Raw genomic sequence first — 22,113 nt, 5'->3', positions numbered from 1 at the left:
TATTGCAGTCGGTTTTGGGGCTCGTATCCGCAGCGCATCGCTATTTTAGCTGGTACAACCCAAAAATATAACGCAAAAGATAGTAATTAACCGCTTATTTTATCGCACTGTGACATAGACGTTTTAGAGACAAATAATGAAAGATACCCAAACACCATCGGCACCCGTTAACACCCACACTACTCAAGATATTGCAATTGTGGGCTTGTCTCTTCGCTTTCCCGGTGCGCTCACAAAAGAGCAGTTTTGGCACAACCTAAACAATAAAGTCAGTAGTATTACCGAGATCCCAAAAAAACGCTGGGATTGGAAAAAAGATTATGATCCTGCTCCTAAAAAACATGAACAAAAAATAATAAGTAAATGGGGCGGGTTCATTGACAACATCGACGGCTTTGATGCCAGCTTTTTTGCTATATCGCCAACAGAAGCGCAAAGTATGGACCCACAACAGCGTTTAAGTTTGGAATTGGCTTGGGCCTGCTTTGAAGATGCGGGCTTATCTCCTTCAACCTTTAAAAATACCAAAACAGGTGTTTATTTAGGGTGTAGCAACACCGATTATCAAGAGTTTTCAACGAGTAATATTGACCCTCACTTTTTAACGGGCATGTCGACCGGCGTATTTGCAAATCGTATTTCTCACTACTTTAATTTTCAGGGGCCAAGCGAAACCGTAGATACCGCCTGCTCTTCCTCTTTGGTGGCAATTCACAAAGCGCTCAACGACTTTAAAACCAATGATATCTCGGCCGCTTTGGTAGGCGGTGTTAATTTACTGATCACCAAAAGTCGATATGTATCATTTAGTAAACTCGGCGTGTTATCCCCCAAAGGTCGCTGTAAAACACTGGATGCCGATGCCGATGGTTACGTTCGCGGTGAAGGCCTTGGCATGCTTCTATTGTTGCCGCTCGACAAAGCACGTGAAGCCAATGCCAACATTTACGGCATCATTAAGGGCAGCAGTATTGGCCATTCCGGTAAAACCAACACACTCACATCACCGAGCCCATTTTCTCAGTCTCGGGTGATCCAACAAGCCCATGAGTCAGCGGGGATCAGCTCAGATCAAATATCGTTTGTAGAATTGCATGGGACGGGCACCAAATTAGGGGATCCGCTTGAAATTCAAGGCTTAAAGCGTGCATTTAGAGCCACAAAAGCGAAAAATAGCAAAGAGTCAACGTGCTACTTAAGTACCGTAAAAACCAATATTGGTCATCTTGAGTCGGCTGCGGGTATTGCCGGTGTTATAAAAGTACTATTGAGCTTCGCCTACAATGCCATTTCACCGCTACAAAACTTTACCACGCTTAATCCCAAAATATCCCTCGCTAAGTCACCATTTGAACTGGTCACTGAATCGACACCATGGCCACGCAAATCAGCTTCGCCACGTATTGCAGGTGTCTCATCGTTTGGTTTTGCTGGCGTCAATGCCCATGTCATTTTACAAGAGCCCCCCGCATATACTGCAGTGCCATGTGTCGTTGAACCCGAAAATATTGTTCAATCCGTGTTTGTCTTATCAGCCAAAAACAAGCGTGCATTACATCAGCGGGCTTCTGCGTTATTGGCCTTTATTGAAGAAGCTTTAACTGATGATAAAAGCAATGCGCAATTAACCATACAAGACTTGGCTTATACTTTACAAGTTGGTCGTGATGCCATGGCATATCGTGTCGGATTTGTTGCTTCTTCGTTGTCTGAGGCCGTGCAGCAACTTCATGCTTACATTACAAATACCCCTGATCACTGGTGTGAAAATATAGTAGATAAACACACACTGACTCAGGCTGAACCTTGGCCAAAACCTCACTCAGATGCACGCTCACACCTAGATTTATCGGCATTGTTAACAGCGTGGACTCACGGGTACTTAGTCGACTGGGAAGCCCTGTATACTGGTTTTACTCCATCTAGAGTTAGCTTACCCAGTTACCCTTTTTCGCACAAACAATACTGGATAACGCAAACCGAGTCGGTCGAAAAATTAATCCCGAACAGCACACACACACTTCATCCATTGCTCCACACAACGGTGCCTGCCATGGATGAACTGGTATTTACTGCGACATTTAATGGCCAAGAATTCTTCTTCGCAGACCACAAAGTCAATCATCAAGCAGTATTGCCAGGGGTGTGCAGCTTGGAAATGATAGTCGAGGCCATTCGTCAATCACATAACATGACAGCCGATCACATCGTAGAATTAAAAAATATTAGCTGGCTGCGTCCTATCGTTATTGAAGAGCATAGCCCACAGACGAGCATATTCTTATCATTATGGGAAGACCAGAACACCCTCACATTTGAACTGTGGAGTCATTTAGATGACAACCCGCAGGTCTATGTTAAAGGGCATGCTCTGCTGGCTAATCGACTCTCGCAACCCACGGCCCCCGTCAATTTATTCACGTCGTCAACAAAGACTCATTGGCCGGATCTTGTGTTTAAAGATAGCGCAACCCACCCTGAACTAATTGAACACACAAAAGCAGAAATTTACAACATCTTTGAAAAAGCCGGCATCAACTATGGCACGGCCTTTCAAGGACTGCATAAAATTCAAAAGCAAGGTGACGAGTTACTTGCTCAATTATTACTTGATAAGTGCTACTTTAAAGGCTTTAACGTATCACCAACCATACTCGACAGTGCCTTACAATCACTCATGGCATTTTCTGATAGCGAAGAGTTAGCATTACCCTTTGCCTTAGAGCATATTGCCTTTACTGATATTGCCGCTTTATCGGAGGCGTTTTCAGCAAACAATAAACTCACCTCTAACAGTGAAAACTCAACAAATACACAGGTAATGTTATGGGTTCACGCGACAAAAACATCAAATAATGGCGACTCAGTCAAAAAATTCAACCTCACAATATACACAGAAAATGCGAAAGCATGCGTGCGTTTTACGGGGTTTTCTATGCGTTCAATAACAGCGTCTATTGACATTAAGCTTACAGAAAATGCACTTGAAACAAGCTTGCCGTCATCAGATATCACTAATCCTGCCCCCAACTCTCAGATACTTGCGACGGTTACACCTTGTTGGGTTATTACGGCGTTTGATGACGTTAAAAAAACGCCACTTAGCAATGACCTTTTGCAAGCGACACTGTGGGATTATCAAGGCCCTACTCATTATAAACCGCCCTTTGCTAATAACACTCAAAATGACATACAACACAGTGAAACAGCCGTACATCCAAATCATTTATCGAATCACCTTATTTGGCTTGCGCGTGATGAGTTCGCCGATCCTTTGGCTTTTTTTAAGTACATTAAATCACTGCTCCATTCGGGTTATGGCGAAAAAGCACTGACCATCACCTTAGTGACACTACAAACCCAACGTGTACATTGTGAGCAAGTTAATCCACAAGGCGCAGGGCTGATTGGATTACTGCAAAGTATCGCCCAAGAATACCCGCTTTGGCATATTACGATTGTTGATATGCCTACCAATCTATTTGATTGTTCACCCGTGTCCCAAACCGACATCCTGTGGCAACAAGTAGTCACTCTAGCACCTGCATTTTATGCCTATCGCAGCAGCCAATGGTATGCGTTTGATATTGCATCACACCACTATCAAAGCATGGGTGTAACACAGGAGACAGCTCAGTTCCCGAATACATCAGGTCAATGTGCTTATCGTCAAAATGGGGTATATGTGATTTTAGGCGGTGCCGGTGGGCTTGGATACGCCTTCAGCGAATGGTTAATTCGCACCTATGATGCTCAGCTTATTTGGCTTGGCCGTCGTGAAAAAAACAACGATATTCAACGCGCGCTAACGCAATTAAGTAATCTAGGTAAAACACCGGTATATTACAGCGTTGATGCCGGCGATAAGAGCGCAATGCAAACAGTACTCAATGATATAAACGCCACATTTAAACACATTCACGGCGTAATTCATTCTATTTTGCAGCTCAATGATCAAAGTATCGCGAAAATGAATGAAGCGCAATTTATCAGCAGCTATCACGCCAAACAACAAACGGGTGACGTTGCGCTTGAGCTATTCAAAGACATTGATTTAGACTTCTTTCTGTTTTTTTCATCCCTTCAATCATTCTCTCCTGCGCCAGGGCAAAGTAACTATGCGGCTGGTTGTCACTACCTCGATAGCCTCGCACAGTCTTACGCACAAAAGATGCCCATTAAAGTGATCAATTGGGGGTATTGGGGATCAATTGGCATAGTCAGCGATGCGTTTTATAAAAATAAAATGGCAAAACAAGGGATAGGATCAATTGAGGTTGATGAAGGAATGCAGGCGTTAGCGCAATTTATGCAATCTCCCCTCGCTCAAGTTGGGGTCATTAAGCTCGCGCAAAATACACTGACTCACATGACTAAACACTACAGTTACTCAGCTGATGAGTCTTTATTGGTTAATGACGCTCTGTCTAATACATTCACGTCACGTGTACCTTATGATGTAAGTAACCCCAGCACAGACAATACTCAAATACTTGCCTTGTTGCGTCATGCACTTATAAAAGCCCAGTGGGATACTGAAGATAAACGCACTGCTGCCCTCTGCCAACTGCCTGCACATTTCAGCCTCTGGTGGCAAGAAACACAAACATATTTAGCTGGCGCGGGAGTGCTCGTCAATAGTGAAATTGTTAGTGCTGAACCAGCTAACATCGACATACTAGATGACATATACAATGAGGCGCTTGCATCACAAAACCCGCTCCTTGCTGCTTGTTTGGCGCAATTGCCGGATATTCTATCCGGCACTCAAAAGGCCACTGATGTAGTATTTCCACAGGGTAAATTAACGTTAGTAGAGAGTGTCTATCAAAACAATGCCCAAGCAGACTATGCCAATCGCGTTCTGGTTGAACAAGTACAGCATTACCTCACTCATACTAACGTCAGTACTATAAATGTACTTGAAATTGGCGCTGGCACGGGGGGGACCACCCACGCTGTGTTACCTAGTTTAGATGCATGGTCTGTGGGTGAATACGCCTATACCGACTTATCCCAAGCATTTTTTAATCACGCAAAAGCACGCTTTCAAAATGACTACCCATTCTTACACACGCAATATTTTAATGTCAGTACACCACTGGCAGCGCAAAATATTAAATTGGCGTATTACGATGTGGTGATTGCCACCAATGTTCTGCACGCAACGGCGCATATTAGAACAACACTACAAAATGCCAAGGCCTGTTTAAAGCCTGGCGGGACGTTAATTATTAACGAAGTCGTTGAAAAGTCGCTATTTACCCAACTTACGTTTGGCTTACTTGAAGGCTGGTGGTTAAGCGAAGATAAAGCACTTCGTATTGATGGGTCACCCCTGCTATCGGTTGAGGGTTGGCAGCAAGTGCTGGCTGAAGAAGGCTTTACACATATCCATGTGTCAACTCACAAAAGCTCTGCACAACACATTATTCGAGCGCTCAGTAATGGGCAAATCGTTCAGCCCGTTGACATAATTCAGGTAAATAATAAACAAACTAACAACTCAGTACCTCCAACCAGATCTGACAACCAAGAAAACACCATGGCTATGACCGATACACATAACACGACTTCGCTTGCTTCGAGCACACTCACTTTTATCACGCAAACTTTGTTTGCTATTGCTAGCAACACCTTGGGGATACCACAAGACGAGTTAGATTCGCAAGAATCGTTTGCTGACTATGGTGTTGATTCCATTTTAGCGATACAAATGCTAGACGATATTAATGCACAATTTGATTTGAGTTTGCCTGCAACCTTGCTGTTCGATTATCCTTCTATTGCGTCATTGAGTCAGTACATCGCCACAGAGCATCACACCCATCTTGCGCACCAATTACCGGACTGTGCACCACAAGCACATGTAAATGAGACTGAGCCACACAACAATATTATTAACGGCAATACGAATTCAGTAGCCAGTATGGGCGAAATAAGCAACAAAAAAACATATAGAAAGCCTTCTTCAATTGATTTAACGCCATCAAACAAAACCGCTTTTAGAGCTGAGAAAACGCATACGCCACCGGCACCAGACCCTGATATGGATAACAAAATTGCCATTATCGGTATGAGCGGTCAATTTGGTACAGCAACAAATTTAGATGAATATTGGTCTCTGATCCAAAACCATCAAACCTCTGTGGTAGAACAACAGCGTTGGAGTCTCAATACCCTCGCAGAACAAGAGCAAGCATGGTGTCGTTATGCCAGTTTACTCGACGATATTTCGTCTTTTGACGCTGGGTTTTTCTCAATTACGCCACAAGAAGCCATGTACATGGACCCTCAACAAAGAGTGTTTTTACAAGAATGCTATAAGGCGTTAGATGATGCCAATATGGCAACTTCGGTAGCGGGTAAAAATATTGGGGTATACCTTGGATGTGCGCAAGGAGATTATGCGAGTTTAGCGACTGATGACGCGCCTGCTCAAATATTTTGGGGGAATGCCGGCTCGGTTATTCCGGCTCGTGTATCATATTTTTTAAACCTAAAAGGTCCAGCCATCGCTGTGGATACAGCTTGCTCGTCGTCTTTAGTGGCCATTCATATGGCATGTCAGGCGCTGGTTAATAACGAAATCTCTAGTGCCATTGTTGGTGGAGTCGCAACATTATGCACCGCCAAGTTCTCGAAACATGCGGGGAAAGCGGGTATGTTAAGCCCTGACGGTACTTGCTATACGTTTGACGACAGGGCGAATGGATTTGTTCCCGGCGAAGGGGTTGGTGTATTGATATTAAAGCGCTTAGTTGATGCCATTGCCGACAAAGATCACATTTATGGCGTTATTTTGGGCTCAGCGACCAATCAAGATGGCACAACCAGTGGCATTACCGCCCCCAGTTCAGTGTCTCAAGAACAACTGCATCGTGATCTCTATAATCGCTTTAATATTCCCCCTGAATCCATTGGTCTTATTGAGGCACATGGGACAGGCACAAAACTCGGCGACCCCATTGAATTTCAAGCTTTAACACGCGCGTTTCGACACGATACCGAAAAAAAGGCGTTTTGTGCGTTAGGCTCTGTTAAAACCAATATAGGTCACTGTTTAACTGCCGCGGGTGTGGCTGGCGTGATCAAAACCCTTCTTGCACTGAAGCACAAGTCCTTGCCACCTTCGGCTAACTTTAACATCGGCAATTCGCATATAAATTGGCAAGATTCACCATTTTTTGTGAACACACAAGTGCGAGATTGGCATGTGGATGTGGGTCAAAAGCGACGAGCTGCGATAAGTTCGTTTGGATTCAGTGGCACCAATGCCCATTTGGTTGTTGAGGAGTTTACACCACAACCAATCACGACTGTGATGAGTGCATCACAACCATTCATTATCAATTTATCGGCTAAAACCCCCTATTCGTTGCGAGAAAAAGCGCAACAATTACATAATTGGATACACGCGAACAGCACACAATGTTGTCAAGCCATTGCATACACACTCCAGATTGCACGTGAAGAAATGGAGTATCGTATGGGGTTTGTGGCATCAAGTACTGAACAAATCAAAACCGAATTACACCTTTTTATTCATAAAGAACAGGGTCTTTGGAAAAAAGGGGAAGTAAAGCAGGGAAAAACGATTCTATCAGCCTTAGACAGCAGTGACTTTAACCGCTGGGTCGAACAGCGAGAGTATACTAAGTTGCTCTCATTATGGGTGGTTGGCGCACCAATCGATTGGCATTTGCTCTATGGAGCTCACCCCCCCAATACAATACGCTTACCGAGTTATCCGTTTGCAAAAGAGCGGCACTGGCTGCCTAATGCTCACTCTCCTCAATTAACCTTGCAAAGAAACGAGCAACATATTGTCTGTGATAAAGCGGACCATATCACACCGCCTAGTAGTGAGATGGTGGCAGCGAGTGCAGCAACAGCCCTTGGCTTAGAGCCTCACACTGATAACAACTATCAAACGAGCAACTTTACTCATACACGACATAGCGGGCAAAAAGAGAATAAAACATCATACTTAACAAGCGCCGCAGCCCACTTGCTGCATTACATCCCACAATGGGTTGCTGCTGACAAAACACAAACCCGCAGTGAAACATACGCGCACCGCCCAACACATAACATTCGTCATATCATCACGGTGGGTGATGCTCAGCTTAAGTCTCATACCCGTAACATGATAGCTGACAATACTACAGTGCTGCATTTGCATGCGCTAAATACCGCTACAATAGACGCATTTCAAGATAACAACCACGCACACATCATTGCACAAAACCTTGTGCAAAGTTATGCCTCACAACTGTTAGATTACTTACACTCATTGAGCCCAATCACGTCTCCTACTTTATTACAACTGGTGATCAATGATAGCGCTCAAGCATCACGGCTCTCTTGCTCTGACTTACTGCTGTCGTTATCTGGGATACTTAAAACAGCGTCACTTGAGTATACTCAGCTGCACACTCAACTGATCATGTTTGAACCAAATGAAAACCCTCAAGATCATTACACCACATTCAGTGAAGAAGCAGTTATAGCTAAGATAAATCATGAAGCAACTCTGCCTCAACTTGCCGTTTCCCATGTTAAAACACGGGGTAACTTGATTGATAATTCAATTGATACCTTGGTTGGCGTAAACGAAACCTCTATCAGCAACATAGTACGTTACCACGGTGATAACCGTTCAATACTCATTTATACTAGTGTTAACTGCGATGATAGTACTGATACAACGAACAATGATGAGCAAACACTTTGGAAAGAGCATGGGGTTTACGTCATTTCAGGAGGAATGGGCAAACTCGGATGTATATTCGCACAAGAAATTTTGCATAATACCGCCAATAGCCAAATCATTCTTATTGGTAGAACGCCACTAAACAATACCATCAATGCCCAGCTCAATATGCTGAATAACGCACAATATAGTCCGGCTAAAAATAGCTATGCGCCACGAGTGCACTACGTCAGCGCCGATATCAGTGATGTAGATAGTGTGTCGCAATTGCTCAGCCAAATAAGCTCAAATCATGGCACCATTACGGGAATTATACACAGTGCAGGGGTCATAAAAGACTGCCTTATACAGAAAAAACGCACAAATAACGCGTCAAACGATCACAATACTGGCTTAAATGAAGTCTTCGCCCCAAAAGTCTCCGGCGCTATTGCGCTAGATGAAGCAAGTAAAACGCTAGACCTTGACTTTTTTGTGTGCTTTTCGTCAATTGCAGGGGTTTTGGGTAATCTAGGTCAAGCCAATTATGCCTGCGCTAATGCCTTTGTAGACCTGTTTATGTCACATCGACGTACGCTAGAAAAACAAGGCAAACGCCGAGGCATCAGTGTGTCGATTAATTGGCCTTTATGGTGTGATGGTGGCATGCAAATTGACGACATAACGCTTTCAATGTTGCGCACACAAGGCGTTTGCCCACTCCCAAGTGAAACGGGCATTCATGCTTTTTATCAAGCGCTCTCTCATGCAAGTAAAGCTGCGCAACATTGTTTTTTATATGGTGAACCTGACAAACTTTCCCAATTATGGCACCAGCCTATATGGCCAAATTCAACAGCGTCATCGAATGGTACACTTAACCGCGCACCACACAACTGTGAGGAGCATGCCAATTCAAAAGCACAAAAAAGCAGTGAAGAAGTCATGCGCTATCTTAAATCGGTCATTTATGATATCACTCAGATCCCACCGAGTGATTTAGACATACATGAAAACTTCCGCGAAATGGGGTTTGACTCAATTATGCTCATGTCTATCGCACAAAGAGTAGAATCAGACGGGTTTTTGAGTATCTCAGCTTTACCACCGGCACTGCTCTTTGAAGTGGATACCATCGACACACTAAATGCCTATCTGGTAACACACCAAGTGTGTTCATCACAACATCAAACAACAACGCCAAAGATCAAGCTCAGTAAAGACGCTTCGCGATTACAGGACACAATGGCATTATCAAAAGCACAACAAGGCCTATGGTTACAACAAAAACAACAACCAAGTTTAACTGCCAATAATGTCCCTTTAGTATTTGAAGTTGCCGATGTGAATGTACAAACGATGCAAAATGCGCTCGATTGGGTATGCCAAAAGCACCCTATTTTGACTGTATCAATGCGCGAAATTGAAGGCTTACCAACACAAGCCTTATTAGACCTGACACCAATTATTAGTACGCATCTAGCACACTGTGACTCTAAAACAGAGTTAATTCAACAGATTGATGATACGATAAATATTCCCTTCGAGCTGAATCAGAAATTACTCATTAGAGCCAGCTGCTGGCATGTTAACAACAATGGGCACTCTCTGGACTTAATGGTCATTGTCTTCCATCACTTAATCATTGATGGCGTGTCAGCCAGTCTGTTTCTTGAATTACTGATGAGTACATATACCGAACTATTGCACTCCAATACACACGCACCGCACATGCTAAACCATCAAGTACTCACTGCACCGGAGCCTGACTTAGGATTTTTCACCTACTTAGAATGGGAAAAGGCCATGCTAAACAGTGAATCAGGTGTCATCATGCAGCGTTTTTGGCAAAATGAACTGCAAGGTACATTGCCAGTAATGACACTAAACCATGTAAAACCCCCTGCACCAATGCCTACCCATAATGTTTCACGGGTGAATGTATCCATTGCCCCCCACACTCACAGTAAGATTGAGGATTACTTAAAGCAAACTGGCGTGAGTGCATCGGTATTTTTCTTAACTGTGTATCAGTTAGTATTGCAGCATTTTAGTCACTCTAAAGAAATGCTGATTGGTATCCCTGTTTTACATCGTCCCACAACAGACATGAGTAAATCGTTAGGGCTATTCGTTAATCAACTGCCTTTGCGCAATACCATTGACACATCTTGCACATTTGTTGAATTAGCACTGAGCAACCAAGATAAATTAAACTCCATCATTCGCCACAGCGGATATCCGTTCTCTGACATTGTCAGTGCCATACGTACACCGAGAAATGTCTCGCACCACCCTATTTTTCAAGTGGGTTATGCCTATCATAACTTTGTTCAAAGCGCATGGATTGATCGCAATAAAGCACTGGTGAATACGGTATGGGACGAGTTTCAACAAAACCCTACGCTTGATTTAAGTTTAGAAGTTACCCCAATGTCAGACCTGTATCGGGTTACGTTTAAGTTTAACCAAGCGATTTACCATCAAGCAACGGTTGAGCAATTCGCGCAGACGTATCAAAACCTTATTGTCGATATTTTAACTGCGGGTTCAAGAGCCCATGATAAAGCCATTGCCGAGTACTCTGTCAATACAGCGCACGCGGCTAACGCACGTGAAATGCGCTCTTCTATCAATAATTACAGCGTACCAAACGTTGACAACACAACGCGCCCTCAATATTCATCATCACCGGTGAGTATCGTCGACCTGTTTGAAAAACAGGCTATTTCAGCACCACACAATACCGCACTCATTTTTGCAGAGCGTAAGATGTCGTATGGCGAGCTTAGCCAAAAATCCACCGCTTTGGCTGTTTATTTACGTAACCAAGATGCGTTTAAGCACAGTCTAACGCAAGATATACGCGTAGCTGTGTGTGCAGCACCGTCGTTAGAGTTGATAGTAACTATTTTAGCCATCTTAAAAACAGGCGCAGCGTATGTGCCGATTGACTCAAACTCACCACCAGAGCGAGCTGAATTTATTTTAAATGATGCAAAGCCAGCGTTATTTCTAATCGATTCTGCTTTGTCGTTTGCCCATGAAAGTACGTTAAAAAATGCACTAAAGCTCAGTATCAGTGAAGCTCAAATTATATCACTCGACACAGCTCTAATAGAAAGCACTGAGTGTTTGAGCAAGCCCAGTGACACACCATTCATGCACGCAGCACCTAATAAAGGGACGTTAGTAGATGCACGTAATGTGGCATACATCATCTACACTTCAGGTTCTACAGGGCAACCTAAAGGCGTGCTTGTTGAGCACCAAAATGTCACGCAGCTTCTACAAAACAGTCAGCAACTGTTTGATTTTTCAGCAAGCGATACTTGGTGTCTATTTCACTCATATGCCTTTGACTTTTCCGTTTGGGAAATATGGGGGGCATTACTCAATGGCGGTAAATTAGTCGTTGCTGATGATTTTACTAAAAAAGATTGTGCAGCCTTTGCAGATTTTGTTGCTGAGCACAAAGTGACGGTTTTAAATCAAACGCCGTCTGCTTTTTACCCCTTAATGGATATTTTTACTGCGAGCCCCGTTCTAACATCGCACTTACACACAATTATATTCGGCGGTGAAGCACTCAACCTATCACGTTTGAAACCTTGGTTTTCGTCATCCGAGCCCATGCCAAAATTGATCAACATGTATGGGATCACTGAAACCACCATACACGTTACAGCTGCCACAATAACACCCGAACTGGTGTCGCAGCACAGTGATAAAAGCATCATTGGTCAACCATTACCAGGTTATCAGATCCATCTATTGGATGAGCAACAAAACACGGTTAAACAGGGCGTGGTTGGTGAAATGTATGTGGCTGGTACCGGTGTTGCGAGAGGCTATATAAATCAACCTGAGTTAACCGCTAAAAAGTTTGTCTCGCTCGCAATAAGCAGCTGCTCGGATGTGTCACATCCAATTCGCTTATATCGTACCGGAGACTTAGCACGTTTAAATCCCCATGGACTACTTGAGTATGTCGGAAGAAGTGACGACCAAGTGCAGATCCGTGGGCATCGAATCGAATTAGGAGAAGTACAATATGCGCTAGTAAGCCTCAGTTATGTGACCGATGCATACGTACTCACACAAAATAAACAATACGGTGATGTGTTAACTGCATACCTTATTACGACAGGACCCATATCTGTCACTACGCTTCGAGGCGACTTACAACGTTGTTTACCTGAGTATATGGTGCCCGCATTTTTTATGTTTGTTGATAAGTTTCCCCTTACGGCGAATGGTAAAGTTGATAAAAATGCATTATGCGATCTCGCTAAAAACGATAAAGCGCCCTATGCAGAGGCACGTATCGCAAACTCTAGCACCGCATCAACCACCGTTAAGGCGCTAGGCAACCAAGTTACCAAAGCCTCTGATATCAATCATCCAGAGCCTCTGTCTCAATTGCTAACAAGCATTACTCAGATTTGGTTAGATGTACTTGACATTGACCACGTTGGCGTTGATGACCCATTTTTTGAGGTTGGGGGTAACTCCTTACTTGCAAATGTGTTATCTGCAAAACTCGCGGCACAATTGAATGTGGAATTTTCAATTACTCATATATTTCAATACAGTACGGTCCGAGCGATGGCCTTACATATACAAGACAACTGTTTCACTCATCCTGTGTTACAAGCAACTAACCTCGTTGGGTCAACTCTTAATTTGCCAAGCCAAAATAACCGTCAGGGAATACATGCCAAAAGCGATAACACGGGTGCAACAGCACATATACCAGCACATGAACAATCGTCTAAGTCATTAACTGGGCCATTAACTGAGTCATTAACTGAGCCACCAGCTAGCTCACCTTCCCCTGCCTATTACGCTTCAAGCATTGCCATGATTGGGGTATCTTGCCATTACCCTGATGCAGATACGCACCAAGCATTTTGGCAAAACCTCATTCAAGGCAAAGATTCCATTAAAAGGCTGAGTGAAGCCAGTGAAGCGTCACCAATCACTTGGTTAGACTCATGGGTTGATGGGCAAGACCTGTTTGACCCCGCGTTCTTCAATATTTCAGAAAAAAATGCCAAAACCATGAGCTATTCTCAGCGTCAGCTGTTACTTCATGCATGGAAAGCAGTCGAAGATGCGGGCTACAATTGCGATAATATTCCAAATACAGGGGTTTATATCAGCGCTTCTGCCACCGATACGCCTGACTTAAATTTGCATGATAAAATCAAAGATGACCAGTTCATTCTAAATGCTCAAGACTATGTTGCCTCAACACTTAACCAACCTGGCACACTACCCTCAACCCTGTCTTATCATTTAGGGTTTACAGGTCCAAGCCTATTCGTGCATTCCAACTGCTCATCATCTATGTCGGCCATTGCTTTGGCATGCACGGCACTCAAAGCAAAAGAAATAGATTATGCCATTGTTGGGGCAGCTTGTTTGTATCCGCAGCGTTATACCGGTTATCAATACGAAAAAGGCTTAAACTTTGCCCCTGATGCTCGCTGCAAAGTATTTGATGAACATGCCGATGGTATGATTGGCGGTAACGGCGTATCAGTCATTGTTCTTAAACGCGCTGATGATGCTGTCAACGATGCTGATAACATTTACAGTATGATCAGGGACATTAAAGTCAATAATGATGGAAAAGATAAGGCTGGCTTTTTTGCACCAGGCATTAAAGGCCAAATGACGGTAATAGAGCAAACACTTCGCAGTGCGAATATTAACCCTGAAAGTATTAGTTATGTTGAGGCCCATGGCACAGGAACGGCTTTAGGTGACCCAATAGAGTTTAACGCCTTACAACAGGTCTATCAGCAATACACGCAAAATAAGCAGTTTTGTGGTTTAGGGGCGGTAAAATCTAATGTCGGCCATACAGATACATTAGCTGGCTTAACAGGATTACTTAAAACGTCACTGTCGTTGCATCATAAACAGCTGCCCGCGTCTTTGCATTTTAATACGCCAAACCCACATATCGATTTAGCTAACTCACCTTTTTATATAATCGACACGCCCCAAGCCTGGCACACTCCCTATTTACCTCGACGCGGCGCGGTAAGTTCATTTGGGATAGGCGGCACCAATGCACATGCCATTTTGGAAGAGTACGTGCCCAACAACACAAATACAACAGATATTGCCCATAGCAGTTTAATACAACAACCCAGTATTGTGGTGATTTCAGCTATCAGTGGACCGGTATTAAAACAGCAAATGGCGGTCCTACTGAGCCATCTCAACTCACCCCTGATAAGCGAGAAAGAGAGAGTAAATCTCGCGTATACATTACAGACTGGCCGTAAAGTCATGGCACATCGTACTGGTTTTGTGGTCTCTTCTTTAACGCAATTAAAAACCCAATTACAAAACCATTTACATCGTACCACCTTGGATAAGCCAATAAATACGGACGCAATGAGTATTACGCAAAATGAGCTAACACATCTTTTCGCGCAACATGCGTATGAGGATATTTTGCAGCTTTGGCTTAAAACTGGATTTAGTGACTGGCAGTTTTTATATCAAGGTGCAAAAGTTTCGAAATTGAGTTTACCCACGGCACCTTTTGCATTAAAAGCCTATGCGTTGCAACATAGTCAACTAAACCATTCACGGCTTAATAACACGGCACTTAACGCGCCAAATGAGATTACTGATCCGAAAAGACCAGCTGATCTGCATGAGCAAGACTTTGATAAATCAAAAAATCGCGTCAGCAACAACACCGATACAACTGCTTTGCAATTGAAAACACCAACATGGGTCGCTAAACCCCCTTCAAATGTGTCAAAAAGTGATCCAATCCCCCCTCAACATCATGTGGTTTTTTGTGAAGTCCCTGAATTTAATATTAGCGGCGCAACCACACAGTCACTTTTTTGTAGTCATTATACGATTGAGCAAAAAGTAGAAGCGTATGCGACCCAGTTGTTAGACATACTCAAAGGGATTGCTAAGTCGAAAACAGCAGCCGTATGTCAATTGGTACTCAATGACCGCAATACCACAAGCGCCAGCTCAAGCCAGTCCAACGTATACTTTTGCCTGCACAGTTTATTGAAAACGGTCAGTTTAGAGTGCCCAACGCTCAAAACACAGCTTATTTTGCTGGATAGTGCTTTATTAAGTGATCATACATATCGTACTGAAACTGATGATGAAACCGCGCAAAGTGCTGTCGTATCGACCAGCACTGTCGTGAAGAATCTGCTCACGCCTTATATAACCAACAACCTTTACAGTGATGATCATGTGATCCGCTACCACATAGAAAATGGACACTGTAATCGCTACATTCTGGATTACCACCCAGTCCAAACCCTGTGCCCAACACCGGCGTCACAACCACCATGGGTAGACAAAGGCGTATACTTAATAACCGGTGGCCTAGGAGGTATTTGTACGCATTTAATTCATGATCTCAATCGTCAAGCAGGTCATAGAACCGTGATCACAACGGGTACGAAGCCAAGCAGTCACCCACATGTACAAAAACAGCTAGCGGCATTAGCGCACCCAAACACCAACCTCAAATACTACCAGGTGGATGTAACGAAAAAAATGGCGGTTATCTTGCTCGTCAGAGAGCTGCTCACTGAATTTAAAAAACTCTCTGGTATTATTCATGCGGCTGGCGTAGTGAAAGACGGTTTATTTATAAACAAAGATCATGACACGTTTGCACACGTCCTAGGCCCTAAAGTTAAAGGGGTAATAGCCCTTGATGAAGCAACTCAAGACCTCCCATTAGATTTTTTTGTGTGTTTTGGCGGTTTAAGCGGCGTTAATGGCGCTTTAACACAAGTTGACTATGCAACTGCAAACGCATTTTTAGACAGCTATATGCATTATCGCCATACACTGGTAAATCAAGGGTTACGCAGCGGAAACAGTTGCAGCATTGATTGGCCATACTGGCAAGATGGTGGTATGAAAATCAACCCTCAATTTGCCCCCCTGCTGACTCAAACTGGGTTTTCACCTATGCCAACGGCTGCGGGGATTACTGCATTTTATCAAGCATTCAGTCATAGCCAAACTGTCGTTGAGTATCAACAAGATCACGCTCGTATGACGGACTCAAGCACCGATAACGAGGCAACTGATACACCCACCGAAATCGCGACCACACCACGCTTTTCCAATAAAACCGAGCTAGCGGTACAATTACGCAAAGATATAAGCTATATCGTAGCTTCTTTACTCGGTGTTGATGCAAGCGACATCGACCCTGATGCTGATCTGGGTGATTTAGGCGCTGATTCAATTGTGTTTATATCGTTTATTAATCAGCTAAATAAATTGTACCAGCTATCCCTGTCACCGAGCTTGCTGTTTATGCACTCAACACTCAATAGCATTTTAATGCACTTGTTAGAGCAACATGAAACCGACCTATTAGCCAGCGTAACCGTGCTAGACGATACTGACGCAACCCAGCAAAACACCGCTGATGAGCCGCATAAGCAAGGGCAAGTGACGCAACGACTGGCGCAAGTTGCAGCCTCCGAGCGTATTGCGATTATTGGGGTCAGTGGTGAATTCCCCGAAGCAAAAGATATAAATACTTTCTGGCAAAACCTATCTAAAAGTAAAGACTGCGTCGGGCCCTACACTTGGCCTGAGGTAACAAACGCAACAGGCAAACAGCTGCCCGATCAAGTCAATTGGCTCGCGCGCGTTAGCCGCACACAACATTTCGATCCCTTGTTTTTCAATATTGCCCCCGCGGAAAGTAAGCGAATACAGTTACAAGAAAGCCTCTTAATGATGCATGTATGGAAATGTATTGAGGATGCCGGCTACGACCCAACGTCTCTGGCTGGTACAAATACCGGTGTATTTATTGGTTGTCAGTCTAATTACTCTGATGGCTTGCTCACGTCATCTGCTTTCGCACCTAACCGCATGAGCTTTTTGCTTGATTTGCATGGTCCTAGCGAAGGGGTCGATACAACGTGTTCCTCGTCGTTAGTGGCAATCCACAAAGCCATTCAATCAATACAACAAGGTGAATGTACTCAAGCTATTGTTGGTGGAGTCAATATCATTGACTCCCCTAACGCATCTATTGCTATGAACGACATCGGTGCTTTGTCCCCAACAGGACGTTGCAAAGCATTTTCTGCAAACGCCGATGGTATTGTGCGCGGTGAAGGCGTTGGAATGATGTTTATTAAAAAACTATCGGCATCAGAGTCAGATAACGATTCGATTTACGGCACAATTTTAGGATCTGCGGTGAACCATGGTGGTAAATCTCATGGCTTTACCGTACCGAATGCCAAAGCGCAAACCAGATTACTCACACAAGCGTGGCAAAACGCCAATATAGACCCTACAACACTTAGCTATATTGAATGCCACGGCACTGGTACATCGCTTGGCGACCCAATAGAAGTGGAAGCCCTTAAACACGCAATGAGTAACAGCGCAGTGCAGCATGCTCAGCCATGCGCGCTTGGCTCTGTAAAAAGCAACATTGGTCACTTAGAAATTGCAGCAGGTATTGCTGGAATAATTAAAGTGCTGTTGCAGTTTAAGCATAAAACGCTTGCACCTTCATTGCATATCGATACGCTTAACCCATACCTTGCACTTGATAATTCGCCATTTTATGTGCAAACCGAACAGGCCACGTGGCACAGTAAAGGTAACCGTCGCGCCGCTGTGAGTTCATTTGGGATCAGTGGCGTAAATGCGCACATTGTATTAGAGGAATACCTAGCTGATGAAGATCCCGTTGAGCTAACTTACCAAACTGAATCTCATCACATGCAACAAGTTGCAAAGCCTGCTTCCCTTAAGAGTAATGGCGAGCAACTTTCTGGCTCAGCTCAGTCAATCGTTTTACTCTCTGCCACCAGCGAAGTTGCGCTGCGTGCAAAAATTCAGACTTTATATGACTTTATAACCACATCAAACCATGATACTTCCAATGCAGATGCAGTTAAGTCAGCTCAAAACAATTTAACTCGTTTAGCGTATACTTTACAGGTTGGTAGAAAACATCACCCCTACCGTGCTGCTTGGATAGTATCGTCTGTAGATGAGTTAAGCACACAACTATTAGACACCCTCTCAAAGATTAAATTTGGTGACTTTAAAGCGTCAAAAGTAAAAAATACTGACAAAGAAAAGATTAATGACCACGACCTAATCACGCTTATTAACTCTGATAATTTGCAAGCCATTGTGCAGTTTTGGCTGACTGCAAAACAGATCAACTGGCGTACACTTTATCGTGAGCTTGCTCGGCCACCAATGAAAATGCATTTACCAACGACCCCTTTTATTCACCCTGAGGAGCTGGCTGTATGTGATGACACCAACATAGCGCCTGTGAGTAACACCACTAACACGCCAGAAACACCTTGGTTAGTGCTAAAAAACCATTGGCAACATACACCATTAACGTGTCCGATTGACTGGCTGCTAAAGCTCATAAACGTGTTCAAAACTCAGCGTGTGTTGTTTATTTCGCAAACAACACTTGAACAAACGTATTTGCATGAGTTGCTAAATAATACAGAACCAACACACGACGTGAACAATGCCAGTATCGCCTCTATGCTATTTGATGATATTGAAAATAGCAGCGCCCTGTTTACACCTGAAACGCTACCTGACGTTGTCTTTTTTATTGGTCAATCTGCCGACTTAAATCACGTCAATAGACAACTGCAACCGTTGTACCAGTTTATTCAAGCAATTGAACCCTTTGATTCACAGCCAATCCAGCTATTTTATGCCTCGTTTATATCTGAGCACTGTGCTGCGAGAGAAGATATCACCGCCTTATTGAGAAGCTATTCGCTGCGTAGCCCTAAGCACCAGTGGACTATGGTGGAATTCATGACAGCATCAGTAACCAAAAACGATTCGCAGAACTGGCAGTCACAGTTGCTAAAAGAGTTCATAGCCCCTGTACTCACACACTCTATTGACGAGCAGTTTAACTATGTGCAATATCAAGGTGACCGCCGTTTGTGTGCGCAACTGGTAAAAGCAGATCTATCATCAAAGCACCTTATGACGAGTAACAGCGATGCAAAAAACCTAATCCCCAACTCGATACAATTTAAGCACAATGGTACCTATCTCATAGTGGGCGCACTGGGTGAACTCGGTAAAAAGCTCAGTCAACATTTGTTAACGCAATACAATGCAAAGCTTATTTTACTTGGTCGCAAGTCTGAAAATGATGCGCAAACTGACTTAGCGGCACTTACAGCACTGCCTGGTAAAATTCACTATTTGTCTTGCAATATTGCTGTTGAGCAGGACATGACGCGCGTCGCAAAAATAATAAAAGAAAACCACTTAACGGACTCTGCGCTGAATGGGTTATTTCATCTTGGTACTGCATTTTCCGAGCAAGAGAACAACTGGAAAGACTTTGAACAGTCGATGGCCGTTAAGGTGTCCGGCTCACAATTATTAGATGCAGCATTTAGTGACGAGCCTCTGGACTTCTTTATGATGTTTTCCTCGATGGCAGTGTTCGGCACTTTGAATCATTTATCATATTCATACGGTAATGGTTTTCAAAATACCTTTGCAACGATGAGAAATACCTTAGTTGCTAATAACAAGCGTCATGGTAAAACGCTGGCAATCAATTGGGGATACTGGCACTCAGACGATGCATTAAAGCGTATTGAAAACGGCTTTGCTGAGAAAAAAGGCTATGCCCTAATCACTATGTGTGATGCTTTTGACTATATGACAACCTTACTTGCATCTGAGCAAAGTACGCTCTGTGTTGTCATGAGCCATGATAAAGATAAAATTTACCAAAATACCTGTCAGCGCCTCAAACGCGTTGCAAATAAAGCCAAAGTGCCAGTCAATTACCAAGACGTCGTCACCGATTCAAGCCAACACAACGTCGCAGATATTGTGGTTAACATTATTGCTAATGTGATCGGCGTAACAGCAGAAGAACTTGAGCTTGATTGTGATCTCTATGAATACGGTTTTGATTCTATTTCGCTCCTGAAAACATTTCAGCAACTTAAAACACAATTACAAATTGATATTCAGGCTGATGCATTCAAAAATATGAACACCATACAGGCATTGATTGATGAGATTGAGCGCATATATCAACGTAATGCACTTAATGTGAATTCAGATAACTCTTTTGTTAACGATGGCACCGCCACTATTCCTGATTTTATATTAGATGCGGGGGTCAGTTTGCCTAACTTAGCCGACTCGCTGCCTATAGCATTCGAAGCTGACATTAAGTCTGTGCTCCTGACTGGCGCCACTGGCTTTCTTGGGAGCCATATACTTAAGCAGTTATTAGACTCAACTGACGCTATCATTTATTGTTTAGTCAGAGCCAATACCGTTAAGCAAGCACAACAGCGTGTTAAACAAGCCGCCCAATCTTATCGTCTCGCTATTGATTTGCATCGTATCGTGCCGGTCTTAGGTGATATGGAGCAACCACAATTAGGACTATCCAAGAAAAATTGGGCCATGCTGTGCAAGCAGGTGCAACATATTGTCCATACCGCCTCATATGTCAATCACATACAACCCTATTTTGCCTTTAAAAAGTCGGTCAGTGGTACCAATGAGCTACTGACCATCGCCAGCACACACACGTTAAAAATGATCCACTTTGTGTCAAGCACAACGGTCAGTACTCAGGTGAACAATTCGCACTTTTCAATCAACCCGATTGAAGACTTTATCAACGTAGACGATGCCGCTTTAATTTGTAGCGGTTATGGGCAATCCAAATGGGTGCAAGAGGAAAACATCAGACAAGCATCACTGACTGGGGTGCCATACACCATTTATCGCTTTTCTGAAATCTCAGGTTCATCCGCAACAGGCATTGGTAACACCGGCGATATTTTTCATCGTATTTTGCGCATGATGCTCAGTGTGCCGGCTCGTGACGATACAGCACCGTACTTAATTGATGTGATCCCGGTAGATAAAGCAGCTCAAAGCATTGTTTTTGGTATGAACGACACACAAAAACGTAACAAGGTGTTCAACGTTGCCAATAAAACGCCTCTCTCCATAGCTGCATTCTATGTCTTTGCAGAGGCTCATGATTTGTCATTCACTAAAGGTGATAAAGCCAACTTTATTGATGCGTGTGTAGAGTATGTGGCTAAAATAAAGAATGAGCATGAGCAAATTATCATGCAAGGCTTATTGTCTTCTCGTCCAGGATATGACGAATACCTGTTTGAGACTTACCTTATGCCGATGGACCCTTATCACAAAGACAACTTCTTAGCGTTCGTCGATACCTATCATGTTGATTTCCCTCAGTGGGATACTTTGTTTAACACCTACTTTAAACAGTGGAAAAAAGATAAGCACTACAAAGTTCTATGGCAATAGACAGTCATCATAGCCATTAATAACCGCCCGTTTATTGAATACAT

General features: G+C 43.5%; 1 protein-coding gene. It reads left to right on the top strand.

From position 1 onward, the window contains the following. Positions 1–136: 136 nt before the first annotated feature. Positions 137–22,069, top strand: coding sequence for a non-ribosomal peptide synthetase (locus tag PAUR_RS09125; RefSeq protein WP_192507455.1), 21,933 nt, complete (start codon positions 137–139; stop codon positions 22,067–22,069). Positions 22,070–22,113: the final 44 nt, after the last annotated feature.

Origin of the sequence: Pseudoalteromonas aurantia 208 (genome assembly GCF_014858725.1) — a bacterium.
GTDB lineage: Bacteria > Pseudomonadota > Gammaproteobacteria > Enterobacterales > Alteromonadaceae > Pseudoalteromonas > Pseudoalteromonas aurantia.
Note: the sequence above shows the minus strand (reverse complement) of the source record. Positions and strands in the feature narration are given on the sequence as shown.

Coding starts and splice junctions, on each gene's coding strand:
- PAUR_RS09125 (WP_192507455.1), top strand. CDS start 137: ATGAAAGATACCCAAACACCATCGGCACCCGTTAACACCCACACTACT.